Origin of the sequence: Methylobacterium litchii (genome assembly GCF_038442315.1) — a bacterium.
Lineage (GTDB): Bacteria > Pseudomonadota > Alphaproteobacteria > Rhizobiales > Beijerinckiaceae > Methylobacterium > Methylobacterium litchii.
Genome location: NZ_JBBXMY010000009.1, coordinates 127,168 through 150,685 on the forward strand (window position 1 = coordinate 127,168; position 23,518 = coordinate 150,685).

The window sequence follows — 23,518 nt, forward strand, 5'->3', positions numbered from 1 at the left end:
GCTCGGGCGGCAGGCCGACCTGCCGTCCTCAACATCCGCCGCGATCCAACCAAAAGTGGATGCGGTTCAAGATGTCTGGAATGTCTGGGAGAAGTCTTGGTGGGCGCACTAGGGTTCGAACCTAGGACCCGCTGATTAAGAGTCAGCTGCTCTACCAACTGAGCTATGCGCCCGATCACTAAGTGATCGCCCCCGCCGGCCACCAAGTCCGTCTGGGGTGCCGGGCTGATACCAATGCCACCGGGGGCTGTCCACCCCCGGCGGCGATTTTTTCTCACTCGGCCGCTGCGTGCTGTGCATGGAGCCGCACGGCCTGGGCCGAGAGCTTGTTCAGTGCCGACAGGTAGGCCTTCGCCGAGGCGACCAGCGTGTCCGGGTCGGCTCCGCGGGCGGTGATGCTGCGGTCGCCGTCGCGCAGGCGCACCGTCACCTCCGCCTGGGCGTCGGTGCCGCCGGTCACGGCGTGGACGTCGTAGAGGTCGAGCTGCGCCTCGTGCGGGACCAGGGCGCGGATCGCGTTGAAGACGGCATCCACCGGCCCGTTGCCGTCCGCTTCCTCGATCCGCGAGCCGGCCTCGTCCTGGATGCGCAGGGTCGCCCTCTGCGGCCCACGCGTGCCCGCAATGACCGACAGGGAGACCAGCCGAATCCGGTCCTGCGCAGTGGCGAGGTTTTCGTCCACCAGAGCCTCGATATCCTCGTCGTAGACGTGCTTCTTGCGGTCGGCCAACGCCTTGAAGCGCTCGAACGCGTCCTGGAACTGGTTGTCGGACAGGTGCAGGCCGAGATCGTCCAGCTTGGAGCGGAAGGCCGCCCGGCCGGAATGCTTGCCCATCACGAGGGAGGTCTTGGTGAGGCCGACCGAGGCCGGCGTCATAATTTCGTAGGTCTCGGAATTCTTCAGCATCCCGTCCTGGTGGATGCCGCTCTCGTGCGCGAAGGCGTTGCGCCCGACGATGGCCTTGTTGAACTGCACCGGGAAGTTCGTGGCATGGCTCACGAGCTTCGAGGCGCGGGTCAGCATCTGCGATTCGATGCCCGTCTCGTAGGGCATCACGTCGGCGCGGGTGCGGATCGCCATCACGATCTCTTCGAGCGCCGCGTTGCCCGCCCGCTCGCCGATGCCGTTGATGGTGCACTCCACCTGCCGGGCGCCGCCCTCGATACCCGCCAGCGAGTTCGCGATCGCGAGGCCGAGGTCGTTGTGGCAGTGTACGGAGAAGATCGCCTTGTCGGCGTTCGGCACCCGCTCGCGCACGCTCCGGAACATGTCCCGGTACTCGGCGGGCGTAGCGTAGCCCACCGTGTCGGGCAGGTTGATCGTGGTGGCGCCCGCCTTGATCGCCGCCTCGACGCAGCGGCACAGGTAGTCGATGGGCGTGCGGGTCGCGTCCATGGCCGACCACTCCACGTCCTCCACGAGGTCGCGGGCCTGGGCGACGGTCTTCAGGATGATCTCAAGCACCTCGTCCTGCGTCTTGCGCATCTGGTGTGCGAGATGGATCGGCGAGGTCGAGACGAAGGTGTGGATGCGTCCGCGCTGGGCGCGTCGCACGGCCTCGCCGGCGCGCGCAATGTCGGCGGTGATGGCGCGGGCCAGCCCGGCGATGGTCGCACGCTTGGTGCGGCGGGCGATCTCGGACACGGCCTCGAAATCGCCGATGGAGGCGATGGGGAAGCCGGCCTCGATGATGTCGACGCCCATCGTGTCGAGCAGTTCGGCGACTGCGAGCTTCTCGTCGAAGGTCATGGTCGCGCCGGGGCATTGCTCGCCGTCGCGCAAAGTCGTGTCGAAGATCAGGACGCGGTCACGGGTGCCGGTCGTCTGGGTCGGGGATTGGGTGCTCATCGTGTCGCCTTCCTGAACCCTGTCGCGCTCCGCCCGGGCTGCTGGCCGGAGGCGGGGAATGCCCTCGTCGGGCGGTTATTCGCGAAACAAAATCCCCTAAGGGCCCAGGCGCATGCCCGGACGGCCCTCAGGGGCGGGTAAGCAGAAGGTCGAGGAGGAGGACCGGGCGCGCGCGCGACAGCAGGGCCGCGTGAGCGGCACCGGCGATCTCGGACGCTGAGCCGGCGCTGGCCAAGGCTCGTCTCTCCTCATGGGTCGCGCGGCTGAAGACGCGCGTCAGGCGCGAAGAGGTACATCTGCACCGTTCGAAACTCAAGGGCATGGCGGGAGCGGACGGCTTCCCCTCGGACGGAGACCGCACTAAAGCCGCGCAAGTTCTCTCAAATCGTGCGCGAGACCCACCATGGCCAGCTACAAACTCCTGCTCCTGCCCGGCGACGGCATCGGCCCGGAAGTGGCGGGCGGGCTTCAGGTGGTGCTCGGCGCGCTGAAGGAGACGGGGCTCGCTTCGTTCGAGACCGAGACCGACCTCGTCGGCGGCTGCGCCATCGATGCCCACAGCGTGCCGCTGGCCGACGCGACCCTGCAGCGCGCGAAGGACGCCGACGCGATCCTCCTCGGCGCGGTGGGCGGGCCGAAATGGGCGGGCGTCGCCTACGAGAACCGCCCCGAGGCGGGGCTCCTGCGCCTGCGCAAGGATCTCGACCTGTTCGCGAACCTGCGTCCGGCGATCTGCTACCCGGCCCTGGCCGAGGCCTCCGCGCTCAAGCGCGAGCTAGTCGAAGGCCTCGACATCATGATCGTGCGCGAGCTGACCGGCGGCGTCTATTTCGGCGAGCCGAAGCAGATCACCGAGCTGCCCGATGGCGGCAAGCGGGCGGTGGATACGCAGGTCTACACGACGGGCGAGATTGAGCGCATCGCGCATGTCGCCTTCGATCTCGCGGGCAAGCGCTCGGGCCGGGTCGCCTCGGCCGAGAAGCACAACGTGATGAAGACCGGCGTCCTGTGGAAGGAGGTCGTCACCCGCGTCCATGCCGAGCACTACGCCGACATCGAACTGGAGCATATCCTGGCCGACAATTGCGCCATGCAGCTGGTGCGCCGCCCGAAGCAGTTCGACGTGCTCGTAACCGACAACCTGTTCGGCGACGTACTCTCGGACATCGCGGCGATGCTCACCGGCTCCCTCGGGATGCTGCCCTCGGCCTCCCTCGGCGCCGTCGATGAGAAGGGCCTGCGCCGCGCCCTCTACGAGCCGGTGCACGGCTCGGCGCCCGACATCGCCGGGCAGGACAAGGCGAACCCCATCGCCATGATCGGCTCGCTGGCCATGTGCCTGCGCTACTCGTTCGGTCTGGGCGATGCGGCGGATGCCCTCGACGGGGCCATTACTGATGCGCTGGCCGGGGGCGCCCGCACCGCCGACATCGCCGGGCAGAGCGCCAACCCGATGGGCACGAAGGCCATGGCCGAGGCCATCGCCGCGGCGCTCAAGGCGCGGGTCGGCTGAAAACACCCCGTGGGACGCCGTCTGGGACGCATGGCGGCGTGGCCGGACTCCGGTTAAGACGCCCGGATCGCTCGGCGGTCCGGGCGCGAAGGGCGGGAGCAGCATGACGGTGTCGGACGAGGGCTCGGGTCGCGAAACCACGGATTTCGGCTTCGAGCGGGTGGCCCTCAACGAGAAGCAGGGACGCGTCGACAGCGTGTTCCACTCCGTGGCCCGCCGCTACGACGTGATGAACGACCTGATGTCGGCGGGGCTGCACCGGGCGTGGAAGGCGCAGCTCGTCTCGATGCTGCGCCCGTCCAAGACGCGGCCCTACGACCATCTCGACGTGGCCGGCGGCACGGGCGACGTGGCGTTCCGGGTGCTCGATGCGGGCGGTCCGGCGACGCGGGTGACGGTGCTCGACATCAACGAGTCGATGCTGCGCGTCGGCGCGGAGCGGGCGCCGGAAAAGTACGAGGGCCGGGTGAACTTCGTCACCGGCAACGCCGAGAGCCTGCCGCTGCCCGACGCCTCCTTCGATTCGTACACGATCGCCTTCGGCATCCGGAACGTGCCGCGCATCGATCTCGCGCTCAGCGAGGCGCGGCGGGTGCTGAAGCCCGGCGGGCGCTTCCTATGCCTCGAGTTCTCGGCGGTCGACGTGCCGCTGCTCGACAAGATCTACGAGGCCTATTCCTTCCACGTCATCCCGCGCATCGGCGCGCGGGTGGCGGGCGATGCGGATTCCTATCGCTACCTCGTGGAATCGATCCGCAAGTTCCCGACGCGCGGCGCCTTCGCCGGCATGATCGAGCGGGCGGGCTTCCGCCATGTCACCGACCGGCCGCTCTCCGGCGGCATCGTGGCGATCCATTCCGGCTGGAAGGTCAGTTGAGGGTGGTGCACTCGTGATCGGCGCCGCCATCAACCTCGTCCGTGGGGCGCGGGTGGGCTTCGTACTCGTCCGCGAGGGCGCGCTCGCCTTCGCCGACCCGTCCGAGATGCCGGCTGTCCTGCGCTTCGCCCTGAAGGTCGGCCGCTCCATCGAGCGGAAGGGCCTCGGCGACGGCGCCGCGCGTCTGTCGGCGGCGATGACGCGGCTCGGGCCGTCCTACGTGAAGTTCGGGCAGTTCCTGGCGACCCGCCCCGACATCGTCGGGATGCGCGCCGCGCTCGATCTCGAAAAGCTTCAGGACCGGGTGCCGCCCTTCCCGCAAGCCACCGCCGTGCGGGTGGTGGAGGCCGCGTTCGGCAAGCCGATCGGCCAGCTCTTCGTCTCGTTCAGCGAGCCCATCGCCGCCGCCTCCATCGCGCAGGTCCACCGGGCCGTGGTGCAGGATGCGGACGGCACCCAGCGCGCCCTCGCCGTGAAGGTGATGCGCCCGGGCGTGCGCGACGGGTTCAAGCGCGACCTCGAAGTCATGCGCTTCATGGCGCGGATCGTCCACGCCCTCTCGCCAGAGGCCGAGCGCCTGCGCCCGCGCGAGGTGGTGGAGATCCTGGCGCGCTCCGTGCTGATGGAGATGGATTTCCGCCTCGAAGCGGCGGCCGCCTCCGAACTGGCCGAGAACACCAAGGGCGACGACGATTTCCGCGTGCCCCGCCCCGAATGGGAGCTGACCGCCCGCGACGTGCTCTCCTCGGAGTGGATCGACGGCATCAAGCTGCACGGCCCGGCGGCCATCGTCGCGGCGGGGCACGACCCGCGCAAAGTCGGCCGCGCGGTGATCCAAAGCTTCCTGCGTCAGGCGATCCGCGACGGGTTCTTCCACGCCGACATGCACCAGGGAAACCTGTTCGTGGACGGCCAGGGCCGGCTGGTGGCGGTCGATTTCGGCATCATGGGCCGGCTCGGGCCGAACGAGCGGCGCTTCCTCGCCGAAATCCTGCTCGGCTTCATCACCCGCGATTACCTGCGGGTGGCGCGGGTGCATTTCGAAGCGGGCTACGTGCCGGCGCACCATTCGGTGGAGGATTTCGCCCAGGCCATCCGCGCCATTGGTGAGCCGATCCACCAGCGCAAGGCCGACGAGATTTCAATGGCCAAGGTGCTGACGCTGCTGTTCGACGTCACCGCCCTGTTCGACATGAGCACCCGCACCGAACTGGTGATGCTGCAGAAGACGATGGTGGTGGTGGAGGGCGTGGCCCGCTCCCTCGACCCCAAGCTCGACATGTGGACCACCGCCGAGCCGGTGGTGCGCGCGTGGATCGCCCACAATCTCGGCCCCATCGGACGGCTTCAGAGCGGCGCGGAGGCGTTGCGGACCCTCTCCGACGTGGTGACGGACTTCCCCGACCTCGCCGTGCGCCTTAAGCGCGTCCTCGTGCGGCTCGATGAGGCCGGCACGGGGGACGCGAAGAGGCTCGAACGGTTCGCCCGCAACGAACGTCTTCGCGCCGTTTGGTCGACGCTGGCGCTTTGGGGCATCGCCATTGGTGCGCTGACCCTGGCGTTCCGGGGCCTGTAAGCCCCGCTACGTCTCGACCAAGCCGCTGCTCGACCCGCTGGCCTCGGACGTCGCGCGGCCGTGCGGCTTGGCGATGTACTCCTCCGAGCGCATCTCGATCAGGCGGGAGACGGTGCGGTCGAACTCGAAGGCCTCCCGGCCGGTGCTGGCCGTGTAGAGGTCCTGCGCTTCGGCCGCCGCCGAGGCGACGAGCTTCACGTTGCGGTCGTAGAGGGTGTCGATGAGCGTGATGAAGCGCTTGGCCTCGTTGCGCTCGGCCTCCTGCATTACCGGAATGCCGTCGATCAGCACCGTGTGGTAGGCGCGGGCGACCGCCATGTAATCCGAAGCGCCGAGCGGCTGGCGGCAGAGGTCGTCGAAGCCGAAGCGCACCACACCGCCGGCCTCCTGCGGCACCCGCACGGCGCGGCCATGCACCGTCAGGCTTCCCTCCGCCCCCTTCGTTCGGCCGGTGAGGCCCTTGAAGGCGGCATCGAGGGCGGCGCGAGCCGCGTCGTCCGCCGGCACATGCCAGACCTTGGCGCTCCCCAGCTTTTCGAGGCGGAAATCCGTCCGCGAATCGAGCCGCAACACGGAGACGCGCTCCTTCAGCACCTCGATGAAGGGCAGGAACAGCGCCCGGTTCAGGCCGCCCTCGTAGAGCCGGTCGGGCTCGACGTTCGACGTGGCGATGACGGTCACGCCCCGGCGGAACAGGTGATTGAACAGCCGCCCCAGGATCATCGCGTCCGCGATGTCGGTGACGGTGAACTCATCGAAGCACAGGAGCGTCGCCTCGTCGGCCAGGGCGTCGGCCACGGGGCCGATGGGGTCGTCGCCTTTCACCTCGCCGCGCTTCAGCGCCTGCCGGTAGGCGTGGATGCGTTCATGCGCGTCGGCCAGGAAGCCGTGGAAATGGACGCGGCGCTTGGGTCCCGGCGCGGCCTCGTAGAACAGGTCCATCAGCATGGTCTTGCCGCGACCGACCGAGCCCCAGACGTAGAGGCCCCGCACCGCTTCCGGCTCGTCCTTGCGCTTGAACAGCCAGCCGAGGGCGCTGCTCTTGCTCGCGCGTTTGCGCCGACCGAGTTCCTGCACGATGACATCGAGGCTGCGCACGGCGGCGACCTGTGCCGGGTCACGCTCGATGGCGCCGGTGGCGATCAGCGCCTCGTAGCGGTCATGGACGGGGCCGGGCGAGACGGCGCTGCGGCGTGCCTCGGGAGACGGGCCGCGCCCCACGCCGGATGTCTGGCTCACGAAACCGGTTCCTCGCCAAGTCCGATGCCCGGCGTCGCCGGGCGGCGCCGTTCCTGTGCCGTGGCCCGCCCCTCCGAATCAAGTCTTTCGGCTCGACGGTTCAAGCAAACCGTTCCATGTCCGAACCACATCGCAGCCCCCGCACCACAACCCATGCGGCGGTTTTGCTGCATTGCACAACGGCGTATGCTCTGCCATATCCCAGGTCTATTCGGGAGGAACGTCCGTGTCCCGTGGCGCCGAGGCGCCAACGACCGGAGACGTTCATGGCCGACCAACGGCACTTAGACTCATCACCCATCGTCCGCCGGCTCTGGCTCAGCGACCGGCAGGCCGTGCTGGACTATTTCTGTCGCCTCGACGCCGACACCCGTGCCAACCGTTTCATGGGGCAGGTCAGCGAGGCGGGCCTCCGGGCCTATGCCGATCAGGCGATGTCCGCGCGCGGCGTCATGTTCGGCGCCTTCCTCGATGGGAGCCTGCGCGGCCTCGGCGAGTTGCGGCCCGGTGGCCCCGGCCCGTCGAACTACTTCATCGGGCCGGAGGCGGAAGCCGCCTTCGCGGTGGAGCGCCCGTTCCGCCGCATGGGCCTCGGCGCCGCGCTGTTCGCGCGCATCACCCAGGCGGCGCGCAACCGCGGCGTGTGTGATCTCCATGTCCGCTGCTTCGCCCGCAACGGGCCGATGATCCGCCTCGCTGCCCGGCAGGGCGCCACCCTCAGCCGTGACGGGCTCGATGCGGACGGCTCGCTGCACCTGAACCGGGCGACGCCCCTCTCGCTCTGGTACGAGAGCATCGCGGAGGCCTTCGACTTCACCCTCTCGGTCTCGGCGAAGACCCTCGACCGGAAGGACGCGGCCTAGCCGATCGGCTCCCCCACCAGGGCAAAGGTGAGGAGATCGACAGACGCCGCACCGCCCCGCAGCAAGGCGCGGGCGGCGGCGTTCGCGGTGGCCCCCGTGGTGCGCACGTCGTCCACGAGGAGCACGCGAAGCCCGGCCAGCCGGTGCGCCTCGGCGGGCGGGACGTGGAACGCCCCCGACAGGTTCTCGGCGCGGCCCGCACGGCTCAAGCCCACCTGCGAGCGCGTGGCGCGTTGGCGAATCAGCGCGTGGGGGAGGAAGGGCAGACCCGCTCCGTCTGCAAGGGGTCGCGCCAACAGCGCCGCCTGATTGAAGCGCCGCCGCCACAGCCGCCAGCGATGCAGCGGGACCGGCACGATGCAATCGGCCTGCGCGATCAGGTCCCGCCCGGCACCGGCCATCATCCGGGCCATCGGCCGGGCGAGATCGTGCCGGTCCTCGTATTTCAGGCGATGGACGAGGCCTCGTGCCACGTCGTCGTAGAGCGCCACGGCCCGCGCCCGCGCGAAGACGGGGGGCTGTGCGAAGGCTTGGGGGGACGTCAGCCGGCCGATCCCAAGATCGACGGCGAAGGCTATGCCGAGGCGGTCGCACAGCGGCTCCTCGATGAGCCGCAGGCCAGACCAGCAGGCGGGGCAGAACGCACCCGCATCGGCGGTGGCGGCGCCGCATCCGGCGCAAGTCGGGGGATAGACGAGGCCCAGCGCGAGATCCCGCGCCCGGCGAAGGGAGGCGGCGGCGCCCCGGAGGACGCCGCCGGACTTGTCGGTGAGGGTGCTCAGCGCGCCCCGGCAGGCTGCATCGCCTGCTGGTCGGCGGCCTTCGCCTTGGAGTTCGCGCGATGACGGCCGATGGCACAACCGGCGGCCGCGCCCATCACGCCGTGGCCCGCCATGTGGCCGGCGACACCGCCGACGAGGGCGCCCTTGATGCAGCCCTTCGCCTCGGCGGCGCCGGTGGCGGTGAGGGCGGACAGGGCGACGACGGTTCCGAGAATCAGACGCTTCATCAGGTTTCTCCCGAACGAATCCATGAGCCGACTGGCTTGTGGGGCAGGAACGGCGGGTGCGGTGTCCAGTTCCGTTTTCATCCCTCGGCCGACTTCACGTCTTCGCGGGTGGTATCGCGCCCCTGCATACGCCATTTCACCCGGTGATGAGTACGCCCCATCCGCTTTTCGACACCGCTCTGATCCGCCGCCGCCTCGCCCGCGCGCAGGCCGGCGGCTATGCCGGCTTCCTGCTCGAACGAGCCGCCGAAGATCTTGAGGATCGGCTCGGCACGGTGATGCGCGATTTCCGCCGGGTGCTCGATCTCGGCAGCCCGGCGGCCGTGGCCGATGCGGTCCTGGCGCGGCGCTATCCCGAGGCTGAGCGCTACCGGCTCGCTCCCCTGCCGGAAGCAGGTCCGGGCCGCGCCGTGGCCGACACGGAGGCGCTACCTATCGGTCCGGCCAGCATCGACCTTGTCGTCTCGCTGCTCGCCCTGCACGCAGTAAACGACCTGCCGGGCGTGCTGGTGCAGGTCCGCCGGGCGCTCCGGCCGGATGGGCTGTTTGTGGGATGCCTGCTTGGCGGGGCGACCCTCACCGAACTGCGTCAGAGCCTGACCCAGGCCGAAAGCGAGATCGAGGGCGGGGTGAGCCCGCACGTCGCGCCTTTCGTGGCGATCCGCGAGGCGGGCGGACTTCTGCAGCGGGCGGGCATCGCCCTGCCGGTGGCGGATTCGGACATGCTAACGGTGCGCTATGCGGATGCGTTCGCGCTGATGCGCGATCTGCGCGCGATGGGCATGACAAACGCCCTCACCGACCGCCGGAAACGCCCGATGCGCCGGGCGACCTTGCTGCGCGCCGCGCAGATCTACGCGGAGCGCTTCGCGGATGCGGACGGTCGGATCCGGGCGAGCTTCGAACTGGTCTGGCTTCTCGGCTGGGCGCCGCACGAGAGCCAGCAGAAGCCGCTCAAGCCGGGCAGCGCCTCGGCACGCTTAGCCGATGCCCTCGGGACCGTTGAGTTGAAGGGAGAGGGCAGCTAGTCCGCCCTCCCCGCGCGACGCCTTACTCTTCGACCTTGGCCACCGGGCGGTCGTTGCCCTGTGCGGTCTCGTCGTGCCACTGGCCCGCCTTGTCCTGATAGCGGATGCCCTCGGTCGAGCCCGGCACCTGCTGCTCGGCGGCGGCGGCCTGGGCCGCCTGAAGCGCCTCGTCCCGGCTGGGGAAGGTTTCGGAGAAGACGTCGCCGACCTTGTAGGCGTAGCCGCCGTCGTGCTCGACGATGTGATAGGTGACTTCCGACATGACGCCTCCGAACGCGTGAACGGGTTTCGGAGCGCGAACCGCTGGGGCACCGTAGCGGTTCCGCAGCCACCGATCCGCCCGAATGCGGCATCAGAGGCATCGGCTCCTCGCTCGCAGGGTCATTCGATGCCGCTTCATCCCCGTCTTCTCGCCTGTGCCGCCTGCGTGCTGACGCTCAGCGCCCTGCCGGCACGGGCGGAGGAAGGCTTCCTCGACAGGCTGTTCGGCGGGACGCCGGGCGCCGCGCCGGCCAACCCGTTCGCCTCGAACTACCCGTCCGCAGCGCCCTCTCAGCGGGAGGTCGCGGCGGCGCGGGCGGAACGGGCCGCGCGTCGGTCGCGCGGCGCCGAGGCCGGGCCGATCCCGCCCGGCCGTATCCCGGAGGAGTAGCCTCAGGCGTCGCCGACGACGCCCGCCTCGTCCTGCGCCTGGAGCACGTCCGGGCGCGGCATCGAGATGATGTTGTAGCCCGAATCCACGAAATGGGTCTCGCCCGTGACGCCGCCCGACAGCGACGAGAGCAGGTAGAGCGCCGAGCCGCCCACCTCGTCCAGCGTCACCGTCCGCCGCAGGGGAGCGTGGGCACGCTGGTGGTTAAACATCAGCCGCGCATCCGCGATGCCCGCGCCTGCCAGCGTCCGCATCGGCCCCGCCGAGAGAGCATTCACGCGGATGCCGTCCGGCCCGAGATCAGTGGCGAGGTAGCGCACGGAGGCTTCGAGCGCCGCCTTGGCCACGCCCATCACATTGTAATTGGGCATGACGCGGGTCGAGCCGCCGTAGGTCAGCGTCAGCAGCGAGCCGCCGTTCTTCATCCGCTTGGCCGCGCGCTGCGCGATCTCGGTGAAGGAGAAGCACGAGATCGTCATCGTGCGCACGAAGTTCTCGCGCGTCGTGACATCGACGTAGCGGCCCTTCAGCTGCGCCTTGTCCGAGAAGCCGATGGCGTGGACCACGAAGTCGAGCTGGCCGTCGAACCGCGCGTCGAGGGCGTCGAAGGTCGCATCGACGGAGGCGAGATCCTCCACGTCACAGGGCAGCACGATATCGGAATCGAGCTTGGCGGCGAGCGGCGCGACACGGCGCCCGAGGGCATCGCCCTGATAGGTGAAGGCAAGCTGAGCGCCGTGGGCGTGGAGCATCTTCGCGATGCCCCAGGCGATCGAATGGTCGTTGGCCACGCCCATGATCAGACCGCGCCGGCCTGCCATCAAACCCGTCATGCGAAACCGTCTTCATCGTGGCCCGCCGCCCCCGATGAGAGGGCGGCTCTGAGCCCTTGCCTTAGCCCGCCCTCCGCGGCCCTGTCCAATCGCCGCCCGTCAGGCGTCGATATGCTTCAGGACCAGCGTCGCGTTGGTACCGCCGAAGCCGAAGGAGTTCGACAGGACGTGGCCGAGCTTCACCCCGTCGCGGCGGGCGCGGAGGATTGGCATGTCGGCGAAGGCGGGGTCGATCTCGTCGATATGCGCACTCTCGCAGATGAAGCCGTTGTTCATCATCAGCAGGGAGTAGATCGCCTCCTGCACGCCGGTCGCCCCGAGGGAATGGCCGGTGAGCGACTTTGTGGCCGCGATGGGCGGGCACGCGTCGCCGTTGCCGAACACCTCGCGGATCGCCTCGATCTCCTTGTCGTCGCCGACTGGGGTCGAGGTCGCATGCGGGTTGATGTAGTCGATCTTCACGCCCTTCAGGCCGGCGATCGCCTGCTTCATGCAGCGGATCGCGCCCTCGCCCGAGGGGGCCACCATATCGTAGCCGTCCGAGGTGGCACCGTAGCCGGCGATCTCGCCGTAGATCCGCGCGCCGCGCGCCTTGGCGTGCTCGTACTCTTCCAGCACCACCACGCCCGCGCCGCCGGCGATCACGAAGCCGTCCCGGCCCGCATCGTAGGCGCGGGAGGCCCGGGCCGGCGTGTCGTTGTACTTGGAGGACATGGCGCCCATGGCGTCGAACAGGACGGAAAGCGTCCAATCCAATTCCTCACAGCCGCCCGCGAAGATGATGTCCTGCCGACCGCCCTGGATGATCTCGGCGGCGTTGCCGATGCAGTGGTTCGACGTCGCGCACGCGGACGAGATCGAATAGTTCACGCCCTTGATCTTGAACCACGTGGCCAGCGTGGCCGAGGCGGTGGAGGACATGGCCTTCGGCACCGCGAACGGGCCGACGCGCTTCGGACCCTTGCTGCGGGCGATGTCGGCCGCCTCCACGATGGCATGGGTCGAGGGGCCGCCCGAGCCCATGATGATGCCGGTGCGCTCGTTCGAGACGTCGCCGTCCTCAAGGCCGGCATCGCGGATCGCCTGTTCCATGGCGACCTGATTCCAGGCGGTCCCGCCGCCATGGAAGCGCATGGCGCGCCGGTCGAGCACCGTCTCCGGGTCGAGGGTGGGGGCACCCTGGACCTGACAGCGGAAGCCGTGTTCGGCGAAGGGCACGGCGCGGGTGATGCCCGAGCGTGCCTCGCGAAGGGAGGTCAGAACCTCCTGCGTGTTGTTGCCGATGGACGAGACGATGCCCATCCCGGTGATGACGACGCGGCGCATGGAAAAACCAAACCTCCGTCGCGGCGACGGTTGCCCGCGCCGCGTTGCGGTCAGCTAAGGGGTAGCCGGTGCAATCTCAACAGTCCGGAACGTCAGGCGTTGCCCGCGCCACCCTTAACTTCGACCGGCCGGGCCGATTTCGACCCGATCCGGCCTCCTAAATGGGAGCGGATATCAGGCGTTCTAGGCCCGGAAAAGTGCGACGCGCAGATCGGTCGCCTCGTAGATGCGGTTTCCGTCGGCTTCCAACCACCCATCGGCGATGCCGAGGACCAGTCGGCCCTGGCGGACGCGCTTGAGATCGACGCCGTAGACGACCTTCTTGACGGTCGGCAGCACCTGATCGGCGAACTTCACCTCGCCGACGCCAAGGGCGCGGCCGCGACCGGAGGCACCCAACCAGCCCAGGTGGAAGCCCACGAGCTGCCACAGGGCGTCCAGACCCAGGCAGCCCGGCATCACGGGGTCGCCCTGGAAATGGCAGGGGAAGAACCAGAGGTCGGGGCGGATGTCGAACTCGGCTAGGACATGGCCCTTGCCGTGGGCGCCGCCCTCCTCGCCGATGGAGGTGATGCGATCGAACATCAGCATCGGCGGCAGCGGCAATTGCGCGTTGCCCGGTCCGAATAGCTCGCCGCGCCCGCAGGCCAACAGATCCTCGTAGGAGTAGCTCGAGCGGCGGCTCGGGGCCGGCGATTGCGCGGTGTCGGCGTCGGGCGGCATGAAAGCGCAGCAATTCCCGTTCAGTAGCGACGTTCCAGCGCCCATCGCCGGCCCATCCGCAGGCGGGTTAGCACGGGCGGGGGCGCGTTCAAAGCGTCTCGCCCCGTCAAGCTGCGCCGGGTTGCGACGCGGGGTCGCCTTCCGTATACTCGTAGCAATTGTTTGCCCTCTCTCAGAGCGTTCAGTCCCCAATGTCAGAGATGGTGCCCCTGCAGGCTGTCCTCAGCGGTCGTATCCCCGCCTTCCAAACGGAGGCGAACGGAGCCGGCCGTCGTGGTTGCCCGCTTTCGGACCTGCGGGAGCGGCTTCGTCGCGCCGGCCTGCGCCCGACCCGTCAGCGCCTGTCGCTGGGATGGCTGCTGTTCGGCCGGGGCGACCGTCACCTGACGGCGGAAATGCTCTACGACGAGGCGATGCGCGCCAAGGTGCCGGTCTCGCTGGCGACCGTGTACAACACGCTGCATCAGTTCACCGAGGCCGGGCTGCTGCGTCAGCTCGCGCTGGACGGGTCGAAAGCCTATTTCGACACGAACCCGAGCGAGCACCACCACTTCTACCTTGAGGAAGAAGGCGCGGTGATCGACATGCCGGATTGCGGCATCACGGTTGATTCGCTTCCCGAGGCTCCTGAGGGCATGGAGATCGCGGGCGTCGAGGTGATCGTTCGCCTCCGCCGCAGCCGTCCCGCCGGCCGTCGCCAGCAGGGCTGAGCGGCCGACCACGAGGTTATCAACGGAAAAGGCTCGGCTTGCGCCGGGCCTTTTTCATTCCACCTTCTCGTTCGGATAGACGCCCCACAGGCGATTCTGGCGGATATACCCGTCGACATCGCGCTTCGACGGGAGCGTGACAACCAAGCGGCACCACGTCCCGCCACAGGTCTTGACGTTGCCGATCACCCCGGATTGCAGCCGCGCCTGATCGCTCGACGTGTCGTCGGGGCTCGACCGCAGGGGTACCGCCGCCTTGGCGCCGTCCTTGTCCGGCCCGGCATTCACGATGGCCGTGCGCCGGCCGGACAGCAGCGAGTGCAGCACCCAGCCCTCGGTGCCCTCGGAATCGCGGATCCGCCTCCACGTCTCGAACTCGCCGATGATCTCGACGGGCAAGCCGGCGCGCTGGAACACCCACAGGGTGCGGTGGTCCTTGGAGGGACCCTCGCGCAGGTTCACGCGGTCGGTCTTGAGGCTGGCATAGCGCGGCAGCGGCAGCTTCGTGACCGGGCCGACGCCGTTCTCCTGCGCCAGGGCGGGGCCGGCGAGGCCCATGGTGCCGGCGAACAGGACGGCGATGAGAGTCGGGCGTAGCGCGCGCATCGTCCCTCCGGGAATGACGTCCGGGGCGGATCCCCCAATGGTCGATCCGCGCTCCGATTGTGTTCCGCCCGGCCTCTGCTAGACAGGCCATCACGGCCGGCGCCAGCCGGCAACCGGGGTGCGGAAGCCGGTCCTGTGTGGCCGAACTCGGTTAACGGATGCTTGCGGCCCATGCGCCGGGGGGAGTGAGACCGTGTCGAAGCGTAAGCCGCTCGTGGTGGTGACGCGCCGTCTGCCGGACGCCGTCGAGACGCGGATGCGCGAGTTGTTCGACGTCCGCTTGAACGAGAGCGACTCGCCGCTCACGGGCGAGGCCATGGCCTCCGCCCTGCGCGAGGCCGACGTGCTCGTGCCGACGGTGACGGACGAGATCGATTCCGGTCTCCTCGCCCAGGCCGGGCCGAACCTGCGGCTCATCGCCAATTTCGGCAACGGCGTCGATCACATCGATGTCGGCGTCGCGCTGGAGCGGGGCATCACCGTCACGAACACGCCGGGCGTCCTCACCGAGGACACGGCGGACATGACGATGGCGCTGATCCTCGCGGTCGCCCGCCGGGTGCCCGAGGGCGCGCGGATCATCCCCGAGGACGATTGGACGACCGGCTGGTCGCCCACCTGGATGCTGGGCCGGCGGATCACCGGCAAGCGCCTCGGCATCGTCGGCATGGGCCGGATCGGTCAGGCGCTCGCCAAGCGCGCCCGCGCCTTCGGCCTGCAGGTCCATTATCACAACCGCCGACGCGTCCCGGCCGCCACCGAGAGTGCGCTGGACGCGACCTACTGGGAATCGCTGGACCAGATGCTGGCCCGCGTCGACATCGTGTCGGTGAACTGCCCGCACACCCCGGCGACCTATCACCTGCTCTCGGCGCGGCGTCTCAAGCTCCTGAAGCCCGAGGCCATCGTCGTGAACACCGCCCGTGGCGAGGTGATCGACGAAAACGCCCTCGCCCGCCTGATCGAAGCCGGCGATATCTCGGCGGCGGGTCTCGACGTGTTCGAGCAGGAGCCGGCGGTGAGCCCGCGCCTCGTGAAGCTCGCCCGTCAGGGCAAGGTCGTGCTGCTGCCGCATATGGGCTCGGCGACCCATGAGAGCCGCATCGACATGGGCGAGAAGGTCATCATCAATATCCGGACCTTCATGGACGGGCATCGCCCGCCGGACCGCATCCTGCCGAGCATGCTTTAAAGCATATCCCCGGCGGCGATGCGTTCGCCGCCGCCGGCGGTGTGGAACAGGCGCTCGCTGGTCAGCTTCAGGAAGTAGAATCCGAATTCCGGGTTCTGGTAATAAAGCTGCTTGACCTCCGAATAAGAGACCCGCAGCGCCCTCCCCGCCTGCATGCAGACCAGCGACGCCGTGCGCGTGTTGCCCGGCGAGAGCAGGCCGAGCTCTCCCACGATCCCACCCGTCCGCACCTCGTACCCGACTTCGGGCACGAGGAAGACGCCGCTCTCGATGTAGTAGAGCTCGTCGGCCGGGTCGCCCTTGCGGAACACGGTCTCCCCCGTGCCGAAGCGGCGCTTGTTGCCGAACGGCGCCAGCCATTCGAGGGTCAGGCTGCCGGAGGCCGCCGCCTCCGCCTGCCGCACGAGCCGTACCATTTCCCACAGCCTGTAGGCGTTGAACGGGATCTGGATGCACTCGGTCAGCACGACGGGCATGCTGCCGATCAGGATGCCGTAGGTGACGACGGCGCAGCTCGCGCAAAGGGAGATGATCCGCAACGGGATCATCGTGCTCATCGCGGAGGACGCGATCGTCAGCGCGGTTCCGAGATAGCCGATGGCCTCGATCCAGTTCATCGCCTTCCCCGGCAGCGGTTGCGGCGGGGGAATGCCCGTCCGCGTCCGTTCCGGCAAGCCGATCTCAGGCGGAAGTTGCGGCTTCCAGCGTTGTGCGAACGGCCTCGGCGGTGCGTATCCCCTGCTCGTAGGCGCCGCCGACCGTGCCCCATTGCTCCCGCGACAGCGCTTCGCCCGCGAAGAACAGCTTGCCGCCGAGGCCGTCACGCAGGGTGAGCCGCGCCTGGGCATGGCCCGGCGGGACGACGGCCCAGGAGCCGCGCGCGAACGGATCGTGCCGCCACGCGCTGATGGCCGGGATCGTCAGATCGCGCAGCCGCGCCCGCCCGACCTGCTCGGCCAGCACGGCGCGGACGTGCCGGCGCACCGCATCGGGCCCCCCGCCCGTGGCATCGATGGCGGCGGCCTCGTGGATATCCAGTTCGTAGAAGTGGAATGGCGTGCCGTCGATGCGGGTGAGCAACCCGGAGGGCGAGCGGCGACGGCCGTGGAAACCCGCGAGCCGGTCGCGCCCGCCGAACGGGCTCGACGGCCAGTGTAGCACCGCATGCTCGTAGATGCCGGTCGTGAACCCGTCGATCGCCGCCCGCACCGTATTGGGGAGGGGCGGCGAGAAGGCTGGTCCGTCGCGCAGGACCATGACCGGCACAGTGACGATGGCGGCTTTCGCCGACAGGCTCGTGCCGTCTTCCAGCGAAACCCGCACCCCCTCCCCTGCCCAATCGATGCGGCGGACGGGGGCCGAGAGGCGGATCGGCAGGCCGGCGGCGAGCCGCACGAGGTAATTGCCGTAGCCCCCGGCGATGAAGAAGTTGTCGCCGTATTCCATGCTCGGGAAGTCGTGCAGGGAGACCTCCCCGAGGGGCCGCCCCGAGACGAGGCCGTGGACCTGCGCGACCCGCGCGGCCCAGGGCCCGAGCCCGGCCGGCAGGGCGCTGGCGGCGGGGCGATCCTCGCCGCCCTTGCCGGCGCTGCCGGTCATGGCGTGGTCGGCGCGCTCGAAGGCGCGGGCGCCCGCGCGGGCTTCCCTAGGGCGGGCGGGCCTGCCAGAAACCCAGAAGTGGCCGTCCTGCGGCGCCCGGCGCAGGCGCTCGCCGCGCTCCCGCCCGAGGGCCACGAGGGGATTGATCGGCCCGGCATGGAGCCAATGCGCCCCGAGATCGACCGGGTGCCCGCGTAGCGACACCGTCACGGCCCGGCCGCCGACACGGTCCCGCGCCTCCAGCACCGCCACCGAACGCCCAGCCGCTATAAGGCTCCGGGCCGCCGCGATTCCCGCCGCCCCGGCACCAACGATCACCACATCCGGGGAGGCCGGCAGTGGCGCCAGAGACGGACGAAAATCGGGGGTCAGGGCCGGTTGCGTCGTCATCGTCACCGTCTCGCTTCTCGCCCGCCCTTGCACCGCAGCGGGCGCGATCCCACAACCCTGCCGTCTCGATCCGTCCGGACCAGAACCGATGATTCTCGATTCCGCTTCCGCGGCCCTTCGTCAGACGTTGTCGCCGGCCCTGCGCGGCATCCTCTGGAAATCGCTCGGCCTCACCCTCGCGATCCTCGCGCTCCTGTGGCTCGGCCTGACGCGGCTGATCCAGGCGTTCCAGGCGAGCCACCACATCTCGTCGCAGTACCCGATCCTCGACAGCCTCGCCTACTACCTCGCGGGGTTCGGCCTCTTCGTCGCCCTCGCCTACCTGATGCCGGCCGTGTCGATCATCGTCGCCGGCTTCTTTCTCGATGACGCCGCCGAGATCGTTGAGCGCACCGACTTTCCCGGCGAGCCGCCGGGGCAGGCCATGCCGTTCGGCATCTCCATGCTCTACGCCCTGCGCTTCGCGGGCCTGACGCTGCTCGTGAATATGGCCGCGTTGGTGATCTTCTTCGTTCCGGTGATCGGCGTGGCCGCGTTCTTCGCCGCCAATGCCTACCTCCTCTCGCGGGAATATTTCGAGATGGCAGCGGCGCGCTTCTGCCGGATCGACGGCGCCGCGCAGATGCGCCGTGACCATGCCCTGCGGACGCTCCTCGCCGGGTGCCTGCTGGCGGGCATGATGATCGTGCCGGTGGTCAATCTCGTGACGCCCCTCTTCGGCATCGCGTTGATGGTGCATCTGCACAAGCGCATCTCCGCCCGTCAGCCGCGCCTGACCTACCCGCACTGAGGACGCTGCGGCGAGGGGCGCCCTGGTATTCCAGCAAGCGCCCCTCTAGCGTGCCGCGATGCCCGGTCGCTGCCGGGCCGGAGCGGGCCTGTGATGGAATCGCGTGAGGAACGCCGGGACCCGCCGCCCCCACCGGGCATGGCCCCCTTCGTACTCCTGATCTTGGCCGCGGCGGGCCTGATCGGCTGGGGCGCCTACGGGCAGTGGCAGCGCGACGTCGAGGCGACGCGCACCCTCGACAAGATCCGCACACTCGTGCCCCGCGTGCGCACGGCCCTGGCCGAGCGGGCCGACGGCCCCCTCGACCTGACGCTGCCCGGCGAGACGCGCCCCTTCCTCACGGCCGCCATCGCCGCGCGGGCGACGGGCTACATCGCCGAGCGCCGGATCGACATCGGCTCCCGCGTGAAGGCGGGGGATCTCCTCTTCCGGATCGCGGCGCCCGATCTCGACCAGCAACTGACCCAGGCCGAGGCGCAACTCGGCCAGTTGAAGGCGCAGAAGCTTCAGGCCGAGGCGCAGGTGGAGCAGGCCAAAGCCAACGTCACGCTGGCCAACCTGACCAACAACCGGACGACGACGCTCGCCGACCAGGGCTGGGCCTCCCGCCAGAATGCCGACACGTCGCAGGCGGGTGTCCTGTCCCAGGCCGCGACCCTGGCCGCCGCCGAGGCCGGCGTGAAGGTCGCCGCCGCCAACATCAAGGCGCAGGGCGCGGTGGTGGAACGCCTGAAAGCGCTCGCCGCGTTCGAGAGGGTCGTGGCGCCCTTCGACGGCGTGGTCACGACCCGGAACATCGATGTCGGCGATCTGGTGAAGGCCGACAACGGCGGCACCCCGCTCCTGACCATGGATCAGGACACCACCCTACGCATCGCGGTGAACGTACCGCAGAACCTCACCCGCGGCGTGGCCCCCGGGGTCGAGGCGACGATCCGCGTGCCGCAACTGCCGGGACGGACCTTCACCGGCTCGGTGGAGCGCAGTTCCGTCGCGTTGCAGGCGGCCTCGCGGACGCTGACCACCGAAGTCGATGTACCGAACCCGGACGGCATCCTGCGCGCCGGCATCCATGCCGACGTGACCATCAAGCTGCCGCGCGACAAGCCGGGCGTGATCGTCCCGTCCGAGGCGGCGATCTTCAGCAAGGGGGAGTTGCGCGTCGCCGTGGTGAAGGATGACGGGCGCGCCACGTGGCGGACCATCCGCCTGCGCCGGGATTTCGGCCGCGCTCTCGAAGTCGAGGACGGCATCGATGCGCAAACCCGCATCATCCTTGGGCCGCCGCCCGATCTGCGCGAGGACCAGCCCGTAGAGCGGGACGACGGCCCCGCCGGGCACCAGCCGATGCGCTCGGCGGCCCGCTAGGATCAGTTCACCCGGACGACGAGCTTCATCTTTGGGTGGATGCCGCAGAGCACTTGGAACACGCCCGTCTGCGTGAACGTGACCGGCGTGCGGCTGCCCGGTTCCTGATCGCCCGAATCGAAGCTGAAGGTCGGCGAGTCGACGTAGGCGTGGTGGAGAAGATCGCTGTCGTCGTTGACGATGACGATCGTTTCACCCTTCGACACCACGATCGTCTCGGGATGGAAGGTCCGCCCCTTCTGCGAGACGACGATGCCCAGGGCCTGCAGTTTCCCCACGACGGGAATGCCGGCGACGATGCCGAGCCCCAGCGACAGCAATGTCGGAAACATCACTGCAAGGCCAGGCTTGCGCGGCGGGAGAGTGGCGAGGCTGGGCATGCTGGCTCCCGTTTCTTCACAACACGTAGCCATACAAGGTTGAGAAAAGCTTTTGCTTGATCCACCCGACCACGCTGCTTGCCGTCGCAATGCAAACGCGAGGCCGGGACGGCACTTTCGTAATTCAACGAAACGCTCAGCTAATCACACTTTAAGATGTCGCCCATAGGATCGACGTCGCGGACCGAGTGGTGAACCGGTGAGATGCAATATTTCGAGGCGGCATTCCCGATGAAAGCGAGGGCGCGAGCCCTCAGGCTGAGCTCGCCGGTCGGTGCCTTCGTCGCAACGATCAAGGCGCGCATCTTCATCGCCTTCTTCGTGATGAGTCTGCTCTCCGGCGGCCTCGGCTTCTACGCCATCGTGGCCATCGCCCATGTCGGCGACCTCGTCGGCCGGACCTACGACCAGTCGTTGATGTCCATCAATTATGCGCGCGCCACGGCGGCGGACTTCGCCAAGATGCGCGCCACCTTCGCGCGGCAGGGCCTCACCCGCGACAAGGCTGCCATTGCCAAGCTCGACGCGCAGATCACCGAACTCCACACCACCCTCGCCGAAGACCTGACCATCGCCGTCGAGCGCGCCCAATCCGACCGGGCCGTGCGCGCCGCCCTCGCCGTGCAATCCGGCGTCGCCGCCTGGGACGACATCCGGCGCAGCTTCGGTGATCTCTCCGCCGTCCGCCCCGAGCGCTGGGATGCCCTCGACCATCAGGCCGACACCATCGACGCCCAGATCGACATGCTCGTGAACTACACGGCAGGCGACGGCTTCACCTTCCGGCAGGCTGCCCGGACGGCGGTCGGCAGCGAATTGCGCCTCAACATGGCGGCGGCGCTGCTCGCGATCTTCGGCTCGGGCGTGATCGCGTGGCTTCTGCATCGCCGCATCCGGGGGCCGATCGTCTCCGCGTCCCTTGCTGCCCAGCGGATCGCGGGCGGGCACCTCGACGATTCGATTCCCACCGACGGCCGCGACGAACTCGGCAGCCTGCTCCGCTCCATGGCGGCGATGCGCGACAACATCCGCGCGATGATGGAACGCGAGGTCCGCCAGCGCCAATCGGCGGAACGGCTCCTCACCGACGCCTTGCAAAGCTCGCGCGAGGGCGTCGTCGTCGTCGATGCCACCGGCTGCATCGCCTTCGCCAACCCGATGGCGCTGAAGTTCTTCGAAGGGCTCGGCACGGCCGGCAACTCCTCCGGCGAGACCAACTGCCGCGAGGCCCTGTCGCGCGATGGCGAGTTCCGGCTGCCGAACGGGCGCTGGCTGCGCGTGAGCCGCAGCGCCACCGAGGGCGGCGGCTTCGTCGCCGTTTGCAGCGACATCAGCGTCGAGAAGGAGCAAGAGGCCAAGCTTCGCGAGACGAACCTGCGCCTCGACGCGGCCCTCGACAACATGTCCCAGGGCCTGTGCCTGTACGATGCCGACCACCGGCTGATGGTGGTGAACCGCCGCTACGGCCAGATCTACGGCCTGCCGGCGAACGCGGTGACGCCGGGCATGACGGCGATGGAGGTGCTGGCCGTCAGCTCCAACGGCGGCCATTCAGCCGTGCCCTCGGTCTATCCGGTGATCGACGAACTGCCGAACGGCAAGGTCATCGCCATCGAGCGCCGGAACACCGCCGATGGCGGCTTCGTGGCGACCTTCGAGGATGTCACCGAGCGGCGCCACGCGGAGGCGCGCATCGCGTTCCTCGCCCATCACGATGTGCTCACCGGCCTGCCGAACCGCATCGCGCTGGAACAACAGATCAACGCCTCCATCGCGCAGACCGGGCGGGACCAGGGCTTCGCGATCTTCGCCCTCGACCTCGACGATTTCCGGCCGATCAACGACACGTTCGGCCACGCGGTCGGCGACGAATTGCTGGTGGCCGTGGCCAACCGGTTGAGCGCCTGCGTGCGCGAGATCGACTGCGTCGCCCGTATCGGCGCGGACGAGTTCGTCGTGGTGCAGCGGGCCGTCGAACGGCCGGAGGATGCCGCCGTCCTCGCACGCCGCCTCATCGACGTGGTGAAGGCGCCCTACGTCCTATCGAACCAGACCGTCAGCGTCGGCGTCACCATCGGCGTCACCGTCGCCCCCGGCGACGGCATGAGCTGCGGCAAGCTTCTGAAGAACGCCGACGTGGCGCTGGCCAGGGCGAAGGCCGAGGCGCGGGGCGCGTTCCGGTATTTCGAGCCGGATATGGACGCCCGGTTGCAGGCGCGGCGCGCGTTGGAGAGCGATCTGCGCCACGCGCTGGAGACCAAGGCGTTCGAGGTCTACTACCAGCCGATCTACAGCCTTGGCTCCGAGCGGATCTGCGGGTTCGAGGCGCTGCTGCGCTGGAAGCACCCGGTGCGCGGCTTCATCTCGCCGGCCGAATTCATCCCCCTCGCGGAGGAACTGGGCCTGATCGTTCCCCTCGGGGAATGGGTGCTGGTCCAGGCCTGCACCGATGCCGCCCGCTGGCCGGATGGCTTGAAGATCGCCGTCAACGTCTCGGCGGTGCAGTTCACCTCGGCGAGCCTCGTGTCGGCCGTGCGGGACGCGCTGCGCTCCACGGGACTTCCGGGCCGGCGCCTTGAACTGGAGATCACCGAATCGGTGCTCGTCGCCAATCCGGGCGTGACGACCGCGATCCTGCACAGCCTCAAGGGGCTCGGGGTGCGGGTGTCGATGGACGATTTCGGCACCGGATACTCGTCGTTGAGCTACCTGCGTAGCTTCCCGTTCGACAAGATCAAGATCGACCAGTCCTTCGTCCGCGATCTCTGCGAGGAGGACGGCACCGACTTCATCGTCCGCGCGGTCATCAGCCTTGGCGCCAGCCTCGGGATGACGACGACGGCGGAGGGCGTCGAGACGGAAGCGCAGCTGGCGCGGCTGCGCGCCGAGGGCTGCGACGAGGTTCAGGGCTATCTCTTCAGCCGCCCGGTGCCGATCACCGAGGTGCCGAACGTCATCGCCCGCTGGAACGGCGCGACGCGCGCCATCGCCTGAG

23 protein-coding genes and 1 tRNA gene are annotated in these 23,518 nt (G+C 69.0%); 11 read left to right on the top strand and 13 right to left on the bottom strand.

All coding sequences use genetic code 11. From position 1 onward, the window contains the following. Positions 1-97: 97 nt before the first annotated feature. Positions 98-173 (bottom strand) — tRNA-Lys (locus tag AAHF99_RS17120). Positions 174-274: 101 nt separating this feature from the next. Further along, positions 275-1,849 (bottom strand): 2-isopropylmalate synthase, encoded by a 1,575-nt coding sequence (locus AAHF99_RS17125; RefSeq protein WP_342165722.1) that lies wholly within the window; start codon positions 1,847-1,849, stop codon positions 275-277. Positions 1,850-2,252: 403 nt separating this feature from the next. On the opposite strand from AAHF99_RS17125, the gene leuB reads away from it, so the two are divergent. The 3 genes from leuB (at position 2,253) to ubiB (ending at position 5,815) form a co-directional block, all read left to right on the top strand. Beyond that, the gene (gene leuB / locus AAHF99_RS17130) at positions 2,253-3,362 is read left to right on the top strand and encodes a 3-isopropylmalate dehydrogenase (RefSeq protein ID WP_342165723.1); all 1,110 of its coding nucleotides are present in this window, start codon (positions 2,253-2,255) and stop codon (positions 3,360-3,362) included. Positions 3,363-3,465: 103 nt separating this feature from the next. Then, positions 3,466-4,239, top strand: coding sequence for a bifunctional demethylmenaquinone methyltransferase/2-methoxy-6-polyprenyl-1,4-benzoquinol methylase UbiE (gene ubiE, locus AAHF99_RS17135; RefSeq protein ID WP_342165724.1), 774 nt, complete (start codon positions 3,466-3,468; stop codon positions 4,237-4,239). A 13-nt stretch (positions 4,240-4,252) separates the two neighbouring features. Further along, the gene (gene ubiB, locus AAHF99_RS17140) at positions 4,253-5,815 is read left to right on the top strand and encodes a 2-polyprenylphenol 6-hydroxylase (RefSeq protein WP_342165725.1); all 1,563 of its coding nucleotides are present in this window, start codon (positions 4,253-4,255) and stop codon (positions 5,813-5,815) included. 6 nt (positions 5,816-5,821) lie between these two features. On the opposite strand, the gene zapE is transcribed toward ubiB, so the two are convergent. Then, entirely contained in the window at positions 5,822-7,054 is a 1,233-nt protein-coding gene (gene zapE, locus AAHF99_RS17145) for a cell division protein ZapE (protein ID WP_412759903.1), read from the bottom strand. Between the two features lie 266 nt (positions 7,055-7,320). On the opposite strand from zapE, the gene AAHF99_RS17150 reads away from it, so the two are divergent. Continuing rightward, the gene (locus AAHF99_RS17150) at positions 7,321-7,917 is read left to right on the top strand and encodes a GNAT family N-acetyltransferase (RefSeq protein WP_342165726.1); all 597 of its coding nucleotides are present in this window, start codon (positions 7,321-7,323) and stop codon (positions 7,915-7,917) included. Here AAHF99_RS17150 and AAHF99_RS17155 read toward each other — a convergent pair. After that, positions 7,914-8,621, bottom strand: a complete 708-nt coding sequence (locus AAHF99_RS17155) for a ComF family protein (protein ID WP_342165824.1) — start codon at positions 8,619-8,621, stop codon at positions 7,914-7,916. The genes AAHF99_RS17150 and AAHF99_RS17155 overlap by 4 nt on opposite strands. 74 nt (positions 8,622-8,695) lie before the next feature. Beyond that, a complete protein-coding gene (locus tag AAHF99_RS17160) occupies positions 8,696-8,926 on the bottom strand; it encodes a hypothetical protein (RefSeq protein WP_243955720.1) in 231 nt (76 codons plus the stop codon). A 146-nt stretch (positions 8,927-9,072) separates the two neighbouring features. On the opposite strand from AAHF99_RS17160, the gene AAHF99_RS17165 reads away from it, so the two are divergent. After that, on the top strand, positions 9,073-9,954 hold the full coding sequence (locus tag AAHF99_RS17165; protein ID WP_342165727.1) for a methyltransferase domain-containing protein: 882 nt from the start codon (positions 9,073-9,075) through the stop codon (positions 9,952-9,954). 22 nt (positions 9,955-9,976) lie between these two features. Here AAHF99_RS17165 and AAHF99_RS17170 read toward each other — a convergent pair whose 3' ends face one another. After that, positions 9,977-10,216: a DUF2188 domain-containing protein gene (locus AAHF99_RS17170; protein WP_243955718.1), complete on the bottom strand. Its 240-nt coding sequence runs from the start codon at positions 10,214-10,216 to the stop codon at positions 9,977-9,979. A 126-nt stretch (positions 10,217-10,342) separates the two neighbouring features. Here AAHF99_RS17170 and AAHF99_RS17175 point away from each other — a divergent pair, with 126 nt between their 5' ends. Continuing rightward, complete coding sequence (locus AAHF99_RS17175) at positions 10,343-10,606, top strand: hypothetical protein (protein WP_342165728.1); 264 nt, start codon at positions 10,343-10,345, stop codon at positions 10,604-10,606. A 2-nt stretch (positions 10,607-10,608) separates the two neighbouring features. On the opposite strand, the gene fabI is transcribed toward AAHF99_RS17175, so the two are convergent. The 3 genes from fabI to fabA form a co-directional block, all read right to left on the bottom strand. Further along, on the bottom strand, positions 10,609-11,439 hold the full coding sequence (fabI, locus tag AAHF99_RS17180; protein WP_342165729.1) for an enoyl-ACP reductase FabI: 831 nt from the start codon (positions 11,437-11,439) through the stop codon (positions 10,609-10,611). Between the two features lie 99 nt (positions 11,440-11,538). Continuing rightward, positions 11,539-12,765: a beta-ketoacyl-ACP synthase I gene (gene fabB / locus AAHF99_RS17185; protein ID WP_342165730.1), complete on the bottom strand. Its 1,227-nt coding sequence runs from the start codon at positions 12,763-12,765 to the stop codon at positions 11,539-11,541. A 183-nt stretch (positions 12,766-12,948) separates the two neighbouring features. Then, entirely contained in the window at positions 12,949-13,488 is a 540-nt protein-coding gene (gene fabA / locus AAHF99_RS17190; protein ID WP_243955714.1) for a 3-hydroxyacyl-[acyl-carrier-protein] dehydratase FabA, read from the bottom strand. Positions 13,489-13,679: 191 nt separating this feature from the next. Between fabA and irr the strand changes: the two genes are divergently transcribed. Then, complete coding sequence (irr, locus tag AAHF99_RS17195) at positions 13,680-14,198, top strand: Fur family transcriptional regulator Irr (RefSeq protein WP_243955713.1); 519 nt, start codon at positions 13,680-13,682, stop codon at positions 14,196-14,198. Positions 14,199-14,252: 54 nt separating this feature from the next. Here the strand turns inward: irr and AAHF99_RS17200 are convergent, their stop codons facing one another. After that, on the bottom strand, positions 14,253-14,804 hold the full coding sequence (locus AAHF99_RS17200; RefSeq protein ID WP_243955712.1) for an SH3 domain-containing protein: 552 nt from the start codon (positions 14,802-14,804) through the stop codon (positions 14,253-14,255). A 193-nt stretch (positions 14,805-14,997) separates the two neighbouring features. On the opposite strand from AAHF99_RS17200, the gene AAHF99_RS17205 reads away from it, so the two are divergent. Next, positions 14,998-15,996, top strand: a complete 999-nt coding sequence (locus AAHF99_RS17205) for a 2-hydroxyacid dehydrogenase (RefSeq protein ID WP_342165731.1) — start codon at positions 14,998-15,000, stop codon at positions 15,994-15,996. Here AAHF99_RS17205 and AAHF99_RS17210 read toward each other — a convergent pair. Then, positions 15,993-16,613, bottom strand: coding sequence for a Crp/Fnr family transcriptional regulator (locus tag AAHF99_RS17210; RefSeq protein ID WP_342165825.1), 621 nt, complete (start codon positions 16,611-16,613; stop codon positions 15,993-15,995). The two genes, AAHF99_RS17205 and AAHF99_RS17210, sit on opposite strands and share 4 nt — an antisense overlap. 64 nt (positions 16,614-16,677) lie before the next feature. Continuing rightward, on the bottom strand, positions 16,678-17,985 hold the full coding sequence (locus AAHF99_RS17215) for a flavin monoamine oxidase family protein (RefSeq protein WP_342165732.1): 1,308 nt from the start codon (positions 17,983-17,985) through the stop codon (positions 16,678-16,680). 88 nt (positions 17,986-18,073) lie between these two features. On the opposite strand from AAHF99_RS17215, the gene AAHF99_RS17220 reads away from it, so the two are divergent. Together AAHF99_RS17220 and AAHF99_RS17225 are read left to right on the top strand one after the other, a co-directional pair. Then, complete coding sequence (locus AAHF99_RS17220; protein ID WP_342165733.1) at positions 18,074-18,775, top strand: sulfate transporter family protein; 702 nt, start codon at positions 18,074-18,076, stop codon at positions 18,773-18,775. 93 nt (positions 18,776-18,868) lie between these two features. Continuing rightward, the gene (locus tag AAHF99_RS17225) at positions 18,869-20,143 is read left to right on the top strand and encodes an efflux RND transporter periplasmic adaptor subunit (protein ID WP_342165734.1); all 1,275 of its coding nucleotides are present in this window, start codon (positions 18,869-18,871) and stop codon (positions 20,141-20,143) included. Positions 20,144-20,145: 2 nt separating this feature from the next. Here AAHF99_RS17225 and AAHF99_RS17230 read toward each other — a convergent pair whose 3' ends face one another. Further along, the gene (locus tag AAHF99_RS17230; RefSeq protein ID WP_342165735.1) at positions 20,146-20,523 is read right to left on the bottom strand and encodes a cupredoxin domain-containing protein; all 378 of its coding nucleotides are present in this window, start codon (positions 20,521-20,523) and stop codon (positions 20,146-20,148) included. Positions 20,524-20,754: 231 nt separating this feature from the next. On the opposite strand from AAHF99_RS17230, the gene AAHF99_RS17235 reads away from it, so the two are divergent. Further along, complete coding sequence (locus AAHF99_RS17235; protein ID WP_342165736.1) at positions 20,755-23,517, top strand: EAL domain-containing protein; 2,763 nt, start codon at positions 20,755-20,757, stop codon at positions 23,515-23,517. Position 23,518 lies beyond the last annotated feature (1 nt).